General features: G+C 70.9%; 5 protein-coding genes and 1 pseudogene. 1 reads left to right on the top strand and 5 read right to left on the bottom strand.

From position 1 onward, the window contains the following. Positions 1-1,023: MmpA family trehalose lipid delivery protein (locus ADBZ6I_RS13190; protein WP_526384541.1), on the bottom strand; the 1,023-nt coding region annotated here is incomplete at its 3' end. Then, entirely contained in the window at positions 1,020-2,222 is a 1,203-nt protein-coding gene (gene pgfA, locus ADBZ6I_RS13185; protein WP_526384539.1) for a cell envelope lipid trafficking protein PgfA, read from the bottom strand. The genes pgfA and ADBZ6I_RS13190, both read right to left, overlap by 4 nt. A gap of 147 nt (positions 2,223-2,369) precedes the next feature. On the opposite strand from pgfA, the gene ADBZ6I_RS13180 reads away from it, so the two are divergent. Further along, a complete protein-coding gene (locus ADBZ6I_RS13180; protein ID WP_526384537.1) occupies positions 2,370-3,596 on the top strand; it encodes an acyltransferase family protein in 1,227 nt (408 codons plus the stop codon). 27 nt (positions 3,597-3,623) lie between these two features. On the opposite strand, the gene ADBZ6I_RS13175 is transcribed toward ADBZ6I_RS13180, so the two are convergent. The 3 genes and pseudogenes from ADBZ6I_RS13175 to ADBZ6I_RS13165 all read right to left on the bottom strand — a co-directional run. Then, positions 3,624-4,610 (bottom strand): phosphotriesterase family protein, encoded by a 987-nt coding sequence (locus ADBZ6I_RS13175; RefSeq protein WP_526384535.1) that lies wholly within the window; start codon positions 4,608-4,610, stop codon positions 3,624-3,626. A 75-nt stretch (positions 4,611-4,685) separates the two neighbouring features. Continuing rightward, positions 4,686-8,972 (bottom strand): alpha-(1->3)-arabinofuranosyltransferase domain-containing protein, encoded by a 4,287-nt coding sequence (locus tag ADBZ6I_RS13170; RefSeq protein WP_526384533.1) that lies wholly within the window; start codon positions 8,970-8,972, stop codon positions 4,686-4,688. A 148-nt stretch (positions 8,973-9,120) separates the two neighbouring features. Further along, positions 9,121-9,498, bottom strand: a pseudogene (locus tag ADBZ6I_RS13165) (HNH endonuclease signature motif containing protein); the annotation flags it as partial.

Here is a 9,498-nt window from a genome sequence, read left to right as displayed (position 1 = left end):
GTCGCGCAGCACCGCCAGTCCGGGCACGGCGTCGACCGCGGTGCGCAACAACGTCATTCCTGGCCCGGTGGCCAGCGCGGCCGGTACCAGCACCCCCACCGCCGCCAGGATCAGCAGCGGCTCGGCTGACATTTCCTGATGACCACGGCGGCGCAGCAACGCGGGCAACCCGCAGGCCACCACCGCCAGCAGCAGCACGGTGCCGAACAATGCGTATCCGGTTGCCCGGGTGGGTGGTACGGCTTCGGCGTTCCAGATTCCGCCCAGGCCCGCCAGGCTACCCAGCGTGCCCAGCAGCGGTTCGGCGCGCGGGGCGAACGGAGCCAGCCCGTCGGCCTGGTGCACGCTGAGCGTGCCGCCAAGGAGCGACGCCGTCAACCAGGGTGCGGCGGCCACCGCGCTGGCCCCCAGAAGCCCTGCCGCGCAACGCCACCGGCGGGCACCGTCGCCCGGCGCGGCGACGCACACCAGGGCCACCGCGGCGGCCAGCATCAGGCCGGTCGGGGTCAGTCCGGCCAGCGCGATCCAGAACACCGCCGCCGCCCAGCCCCGGCCGGTCGTGCGCAGATCGAGCACCGCCGCGGCCACCCACGGCAGACAGCCGTAGGCCAGCAGCAGGCTCCAGTGGCCCTGCAGAAACCGTTCGGCGACAAAGGGATTCCACACTGCTACCGTCGCGGCGACCAGTTGCCCGGCGGTCCCGGCCTCCGGCAGCAGCAGCCGGGCCAGCCCGCCGGCACCCCAGCCTGCCAGGAACAGACCTGCGATCAGCAGGGCTTTGACCAGGACGCCGCCGTCGAGCACTGTTGAGGCGATCGCGACGGCGAAATCCTGCGGCACCGCCCGGGGTGCCGACTCACCCAGGCCCAGGGCGGTATCGGACAGGTATGACCGCGGCGTCGAGACCGCGTCGCGGATCAGCAGGTATCCGGGCCTGAGTAACGGAGCCGTCACCGCCAGCGTCAGAGCGGCGGTGTACCCGGGCAGGATCAGCCGGGTCGCCCGGCGGGGCACCGCCGTCACCGCTGCGGAGGCGGGGGCTCCGGTCGGCGGGTGGGGATCTTCTCAGTCGGCGCCTGGGCCGCCGGCATGGGGCCCGTCTCGTCCCGGCCGAACAGACCGATGTCGATGTCGTCCTCGTTGCCTTCCGGCAGGGCGGCCTCGATGCGATTGCTGAACAGCCCGAGCAGCACCCCGCCGACGAGGCTGACCAGGCCCGCCGCGCCGAGGCTGATCGGCAGGATCCGCGACCACAGGGCCACCCGGTCGCGCTCGGCGCGGGCGGCGGCCACCTGGGATTCGACGGTCTGCTCGGTGGAGGTCACCGTGTAGTCGGCCACCGCGGCTTCCGGCTTGAGCGGGTCACGCGCGTAGTAGTGGTTGGCGTGCTCTTCGGCCTTGACGATGGTGCCGGTGACCGGATCCACCCAGAAGGTGCGCTGAGCGGCGTAGAACCGGGTCATGGTGACCGGCTCGTAGGGGTCGCCCTCAAAGCCCCACAGCTCGTTGCGGGCGGTGACTTCGCCGTCCTCGTTCTTGTCGTAGAGCGAGGAGTACCTGATCGGGGCGACGAGCTTGCCGTCGGCGTCGTAGCCCACGTTCTGCTTGAACCGGTAGGTGGTCAGGCCGTTGACATCGTCCTCGCCGTCGTAGTTGGCGTCGAACGCCTTCTGCGCGATCGGATCGAAGTAGGGGTAGGACTGCTTCTCGGTGTTGAACGGGAACCGGTAGGACAGACCTTCGTGCGGCAGCGCGATGTTGGTCGGCGGCTTGTCGTCCTCGATGGTCCGCGGCTTCTGCACCGAGCCGCCGGGCCGGTCGTCGTCGGACACCGCCTCGGCGGTGCCGCGGTTCAGCGTCACGGTGTCGACCATGGCCAGCAGCAGGCCGTTGTCCTTCTGCTTGTCGCTGCGACGCACCGTCGTGCCGACCTGGAAGGTGACCACCTCGGCGTTGGCCGGCGCCTCGACCGTCATCGCCTGCTGGGACACCAGGGGGACGTTCTTGTCGATGATGAACTTGCCGCCCTGCCCCGCCGACAGCGAAGCCGGATCCAGCGCGGTGCCGGTGCCGCTCGCCACCAGTGTCTGGTCGATATCCAGCGGAATCTTGCGAATCTTGCCGGCGGTGTAGGTGGACAGCAGCAACGCGGCGATCAGCAGAGCCGATCCGAGCCCGATGATGCCCAACGCCGCGAGACGCAACATGCTTGCGCGATTCACGCTGTCCGGGCCTCCTCGTGCTGCAGTTTCAAAGCGGTGTTCAAGGTTTCGACCCTAACAGTCCGAACCTCCACCGAACCGCCCAGCCGCATGGAATCTGCTCTACCCGCTACCGTCGCGCGCGCACGTCCCGGCAGACTGGCAACCATGACGCGCACGCCCCAGCCGCTCCCGGCGAGCCTCGCCGACAGCGGCGTGCCCGGCGCGGTCGGCGGCACCAGGAGCTTCCTGCCTGCTGTGGAGGGCATGCGCGCCTGCGCCGCGATGGGCGTGGTGCTCACCCACGTCGCCTTCCAGACCGGAACCTCCGGAGGCGTGATCGGACGGCTGCTGCACCGCTTCGACCTCGCCGTCGCGGTGTTCTTCGCGCTGTCGGGTTTCCTGCTGTGGCGCGGGCACGCCGCCGCCGCCCGGGGGCTGCGGCACCGGCCGCAGACGGCGCACTACCTGCGGTCTCGGCTGGTACGGATCATGCCCGGCTATCTGGTGGCGGTGGTGGTGATCCTGACCCTGCTGCCCGAGGCCAACCACGCCAGCAGCACGGTCTGGCTGGCCAACCTCACGTTGACCCAGGTCTACGTACCGCTGACGCTGACCGCCGGGCTGACCCAGATGTGGAGTCTGTCGGTGGAGGTGAGCTTCTACCTCGCACTGCCGATCCTGGCGTTCCTGGCCTACCGGCTGCCGGTGCGGTTGCGGGTGCCGGCGATCGCGGCGGTCGCCGTGGCCAGCCTCGGCTGGGGGCTGCTGCCGATCCACACCGCCGAGGGCGTGAACTTCCTGAACTGGCCGCCGGCCTACGCGTCCTGGTTCGCCGCTGGCATGCTGCTGGCCGAGTGGACGGTGAGCCCGCTGGGCTGGCCGCACCGGTTGGCGCGCAATCCGTGGACGATCTACGGGATCGCCCTGGTGGCCTACCTGATCTCGGCATCACCGCTGGCCGGTCCCAAGGATCTCGTCCCGGCTACGCTGGCGCAGTTCGTGGTGCGGACCTGCATGGGGGCGATCGTCGCCTGGGCGCTGCTGGCGCCGCTGGTGCTCGACGAACCCGGCACCCCGCACCGCATTCTGGGCAGCACGGCGATGGAGACGCTGGGCCGGTGGTCCTACGGGCTGTTCATCTGGCATCTGGCCGCGCTGGTGATGGTGTTCCCGATGGTGGGCAAGTTCATGTTCAACGGCGACCTGGTGGTGGTGTTCGTGCTCACGACGATCCTGGGCTTCGCGATGGCCGCGGTGAGTTACGCACTGGTCGAGTCGCCGTGCCGCAACGCGTTGCGGCGCTGGGAGTACCGGCGCAGTAGCTCGGCGAAACCGCCGCCGCCGCTGGACAGTTCGGTCACGGATCAGCCGGAGCCACTCGTCGCGCGCTGATTGGGCTTGGGTCGTCCCGCGCAGCCATCAGTAGCCGCCGCCGTGGCTGAAGATCCGGCGCGGGTTGTCGACCAGCATGGTGGCGATCTGCTCGTCGGTGACACCGCGCTGTCGCAGTGCGGGCAGCACGTCGTTGTGGATGTGCAGGTAATGCCAGTTCGGAAGCGCCACAGGCAAAGCCGCCTCGGGCAGCCAGTCGATGTAGCAGGACGCATCGTGGGCCAATACCATTTTGTCGGCGTGCCCGCGCTCACACAGCCGCGCCACGGTGTCGACCCGGTCGGCGAACGGCAGGATGTTGTCCAGGCCGAACCGGTCCATTCCCAGATACGACCCCGCGGCGATCAGCTCCTCCAGGTAGTCCAGGTCGGTGGTGTCGCCGCTGTGCCCGATGATGACCCGGCTCAGATCCACGCCCTCCTCGGCGAAGATCCGCTGCTGTTCAAGTCCCCGGCGGGTGTGCGCGTGGGTGTGGGTGGTGATCGGGACGCCGGTGGCGCGGTGTGCCTGGCACACTGCGCGCAGCACCCGTTCGACACCCGGCGTCACACCCGGTTCGTCGGTGGCGCACTTGAGGATTGCGGCCTTCACTCCGGTCCCGGCGATGCCCTCGGTGATGTCGTGGACGAACATGTCGACCATGGTCTCGGGGCCGCCGAGCGCGGTGCCGGGGCCGGTGAAGTGGAAGTACATCGGAACATCGTCGTAGGTGTAGACCCCGGTGGCCACCACGATCCGCAGGTCGGTGCGGGCGGCGACCCGCTCGATGCGGGGGATGTAGCGGCCCAGACCGATGACGGTGGGGTCGACGATGGTGTCCACCCCGGCCGCCTTGAGCGCGTTGAGCTTGTCGACGGCCTGCTGCTCGCGGACGTCCTCGTCGCCCCAGCCCGCCGGATAGTTGGCCATGATCTCGGGGGACAGCACGAACACGTGCTCGTGCATCAGGGTCACGCCCAGGGTGTCGGTGGGGATCGCGCCCCGGACGGTCTCGACGCTGGTCTCCGGGCTCATGCCATCGACGATACGGCCGACGGCGTCGGCGACGATGCGGCCGACGGCGCCGGCAACCCTACGGCGCCGGCAACCCTACGGCGAGGGCGGCGGTCTGCGGCGGGTTGCGCTGCGCGGCAGTGGAAGCAGGGACGCGGCCAGGAAGCCGACGCCGATCAGCGCGAAGATCTGCACCCACGCCGAGTGCCCGATATAGCCGTCGACCGAGCGCCACGGGTAACGCGACAGCAGCGCCCCGGCGACGATCAGACCCGCCGGGACCACTCCGAGCGTCACCGCGTCCCAGGTCGGTTGCCGGTCGTGCAGCCGCCAGCCCAGCAGCAGCGCCGCGCCCACCACGACCAGCCCGCCCACACCGGCGATCAGCGTGCCCGCCGCCACCAGCCCGACCACCCCGAGTGCACCGGGTCGCCACGGCCGGGCCGGGAAGTAGGTAGGCAACCGGCGCCGGGCGGGCACCAGCGCCATCGCCAGCAGCAGTGGCAGCAGCGCGAGGCCGACGGTGAGGCCGGCGCGGTACAGGCCGTTGGAGGGAAAGCTCAGGGTCACGGTCCCTTGCGCGCCCGGCGGTAGCACCCAACCCTGCTGCCAGCCGTTGACGATCACCGGCGTCAACCGCGCCCCGCCGGCGCTGTGCGCCACCCAGCCCGGGTTGACGCTTTCCGGCACCACCAGTACCCGGCTCTCCGGGGCGCGCGGCACGGTGAGCTCGCGACGGTCCGGCCGCCAGTCGGTCACCGTCACCGGCGCCGTCGGCGCCGTGGTCAGATCCTTGGCCAGCGGGCCGATCAGCTGGGCGCCGTCGGCGATGAAGGCCGGACCCGGGCTGATCAGCAGTTCCTGGGTACCGGCCTGCAGCGTGATCGGGGCCGGATCGCACGTCCGGGCCGGCACCGGGCGGCCTTGCAGCAGTGCCTCGACGGTGGTCGACACCGACGTCTGCACGAACCGGCCCGCCACCCCGATCACCGGGCCCTGCCCGCAGGGGATGTCGATGCGGCGGGTGCGGTTCGCCTCGGCGTTCGCGGCGGCGATCGGGGCGCCAGCCGGATCCAGCGCCACCACCTCGGCCAGGCCGGGCGGCTTGAGTTGGTCGAAGCCCAGCGCCGTGCGGTCGATCACGTCCTCCCAGTCCAGCAGGCTGACCCGGATCGTGCTGGTGACCCGCGGATACACCGACACCGGCCCGTCGCTGTCGGCGAGGCTGCGTACCTGCGGCCCGTCCCCGAGGTCGATCGCCACCAGCGTCGGATGGGTGGGCAGCGGGGACGCGCTGGGGGTGATCTGCACAGCGGCCACCTCCGCGGGGCGCGGCAGCGTCACGGTCAGCGTCGGTGCCGCCTGATGCTGGGCGATGCCCTGCGGAGCGGTCCACGCGGTGCGCGGGTCGCCGTCAGTAGCCGCGTAGGCCGAACCCTGAACGTCCACCAGGTCGGCGTTGCCCTGCGACCGGGCGCTGCCCGGCTCTGCGATCAGGTCGGCCAGCCGCGGCCCCTGCCGGGCCCGCACCCATACCATCGCCGACACATCTATCGCGGTGGGCACTGTCAGGGTGCGGCTCAACGTCACCGGTTCCTCGGGAGCCACCGCCATCGACGCCGCGCAGTGCACCCCGTCGGGGGAATCGGCGCAGCCGTCCCGGCCGAGGAGTTCGGAGCCCAGGTCCCATTCGGCGACTCCCACGCCGGCCGGCGGCGCGGGGACGACGACGGTGTGGCGCAGGTCCACCGGATAAGCGAATCCCGCAGCGTCGTATTGCGTTACAGCGAGGTCGGTGATGCCGAACTGAACCCCCGAGGAGCCGTCGTCGGTGCCGACGGCGGTGATGCGCAACCACGGCGTCTCTCCGACGGGAAGCGCGACGGTCAGTGGGCGCCCCGGGGTGTCGAAGCTCGTCGTGGTGGTGCCGTTGGCCGTCTCGATCTGGATGCGGCGCACCTGCGCGCCGACCGCGGTGGCACTGGGAGTGATCGTCAGGACGGAGTTGGTCACCGGCTTGTCGAAGTCGATCTGCAGCCACTGGCCGAGGGCGGGTTGCAGCGAGTTGGACACCCAGGCGGTGGCCGAGTCGTTGTCGATCGCGGCGACCGGGCTGCTGGCCGGCGAGACGTTCGGCAGCGTTGTGGCGTCCGACGACGAACTCGACGCGCTGAGCCGTCCGCCGGACCACATGCCCTGCACCGCAACAGCGTCCGGCACCGGATAGTCCGGCACCCGGTTGTAGGTATTGCGCCGGTCGCCGGCGGCGCGGATCGCCGACGAGTGGTCATCGACCCGCCCATAGTCGGTCTCCCGGTCGGCCGGGGTGTCGGTGACGATGACGCCCCGCCCCGGCGGGCCGGCCAGGCCGGCGCGGCGCGCATCGGTGGTCAGCATCAGCGGACCCAGCGCTGGCAGGCCGGCCAGCCGCCGGCGGGCGTCGATGCGCAACAACGATTCCGGTCCGCCGGCCACCCGCGTCATGGCATCGGCGCCGACGAGATAGGGGGCACCCGGGCTGCCCGACGCGGCTCCGGTTGGCGCCACCTGGTAGATCTCGACCGCCGGGAACAGCGGTCGCAGGCCGCTGTCGCTGATGAAGCCGTCCACCACGCCCGCGCCGACGTTCTCCCCGAACTCGGCGACCTTCCGCAGCCCGGGGGACCCGTCGATCGCCCGGTGCACCAGCAGCGGCCGTGCCGACCGCGAGGTCTCGGGATCGAGGTCGTTGCGCACCACCACATAGGAAATTCCCTGGCGGGCCAAGGTGTCGGCCAGCCCGGCCGACGGCCGTCCCGCCGCGAACAGCCGCTGCACCGAGTCCAGCGCACGGATCGTCTGCGGCGGAGTCAGCGGGATCGAATCCCTGACACCCCAGGGTGATTCACCGAGAACCTGCAGCGGCTCGTCGTGGCTGTTGCCCCAGGTCTGGGTGGCGAACGGGGCTCCGGGCACCACCAGAACCCGGCCCGGTGTGGGGCCCTGGGCGTTGTTCTCAGTGAGCCAGTCCGCCGCCTGATGCCAGTAATCGGGGATGGCCCGGAAGGCTCCGGGCGGGGTGAGCCGGCCGCTCCAGGCCAGTGACGTCGCCACGAACAGCGCGGTGAGCACCACGATGCCCGCCGCCATCCGCTTGTCGTCCTCGGGGTGGGCGAAGGCCCTGATCCACACCCGCCGGGAAGCGCTGCCCGGCAACGGGATCCGGCCCAGCAGGTGCGCCAGGCCCAGGACGATCGGAATGCGGATCGCCGGTTCGAGCTTGTGCACGTTGCGCAGCGGTGCGCCGGCCGCGTCGAGGAAGTGCTGCACCGACTGGGCGATCGGCGAACCGAGGCCGCCGGAGTAGCCGGCGGTCAGCAGGACGAGGCCGATCAGCAGCATGGTCACCAGCCGCCCGCGGGCGGGCATCGACCGCAAGGCCAGCCCGGCAAGTCCGCCGGCGGCCACCAGGGTGGTGGCCAGCACCATCGCCGGCTGGGTCACCAGCGAGGAGGCCGCGGTGGCTGTCGGAGCGACGTACGGGGTCCAGCCCGACGTCCCGCGCAGTACCTCGGTCAGTGACGTCCACTGGGTGGTCACTCCCGAGGACTCGATGAAGTCGAGGAACGGCGGACTGATCCGGCCGAGCAGCACCAGTGCCACCGCCCACCAGGTCACCGCCAGGACCGACGCCAGCAACCACCAGCCGGTGAACCGCCGCCACCGCCGGTTGGGGCGATGGCAGGCCCACCAGATCACCGCGGGCAGGCAGGCGGCCAGGCTGGCCACCGCGTTGACCGCCCCCATCAGGGCCAGTGCGATCCCGGCCCGGCCGGCGAGCACCCGCAGCGGTTGCCGGGAATCCCCGCGCAGCGCCTGGATGACCGGCAGCAGCACCCACGGGGCGAGCATCACCGGCAGAGTCTCCGACGAGATCGATCCCAGTGTGGTCAGCACCCGCGGAGACAGAGCGAAGGCCCCCGCCGCCACCAGCCGCGACGTCCGGGAGCCGATACCCAGTGTCTCGGCGACCCGCAGCAGTCCCCAGAACCCCGCGGTGAGCAGCAGCGCCCACCACAGTCGTTGGATCACCCAACCGGGCAACCCGACGGTGTCGCCGAGCAGGAAGAACGCCCCGTGCGGGAACAGATAGCCGTACGCCTGGTTCTGGGCCTGGCCGAACGGCAGGTCGCTGTTCCACAGGTTGGTCGCACGGGCCAGGAAGCGCAGCGGGTTGGCGGTCAGGTCCAGTTTGGTGTCCGGGGCGATCAGGCCCGGCGCCTGGAGGAAACACAGCACCAGTGCGGCGGCGAAAACCGCTGCCAGCCAACGCCGGGACAGCGGGGAATCGCTGTGTTGCGCGGCGGGCTCGTCCGAAACCGGGTGCGACGATGCAGTGAGCATGCTGAGGCTACCCACCTACTGTCTTGCTCCTCTTCCCGGCGCGGGTGCGGCTAGCACGGTGCGGTAGTACTGATCCATTGCTGCCCTGGCAAGACTAACGGCTGAGAGTCACTACCCGAGGCGCAGTATTCGGGACCGCGCACCGACCTCAGGCGTCGGTTGTCGCTAGTGGGTGCGGCCGGAACGGTTCGTACCACCACCAGTCGGCGCGTTCGCCCAGCGGTCCGGGACACGGTGGCACCGCCGGTGGTGGGGTGCTGGGTGGTCGGGCAGTGATCCGGGGTGCAGTTGGTGGCCGTCGTTGTCGGTGACGACGAGGTGGTCGGCGGGTCCGGTGATGGTGATGGCGCCGCGGTGGTGCTGTCGGTGGTGGTAGGGGCATAGCAGGACCAGGTTGTGTAGTTCGGTCGCACCGCCGTTTTCCCAGTGCTCGATGTGGTGGGCGTGCAGTCCGCGGGTGGCGCCGCAGCCGGGGACCGCGCAACTGTGGTCGCGGTGTTCCAGGGCGCGGCGCAGCCGGCGGCTG

The organism is Mycobacterium sp., assembly GCF_044342925.1.
Taxonomy (GTDB): Bacteria; Actinomycetota; Actinomycetes; order Mycobacteriales; family Mycobacteriaceae; genus Mycobacterium.
This window is presented reverse-complemented; position numbering and strand designations above follow the sequence as displayed.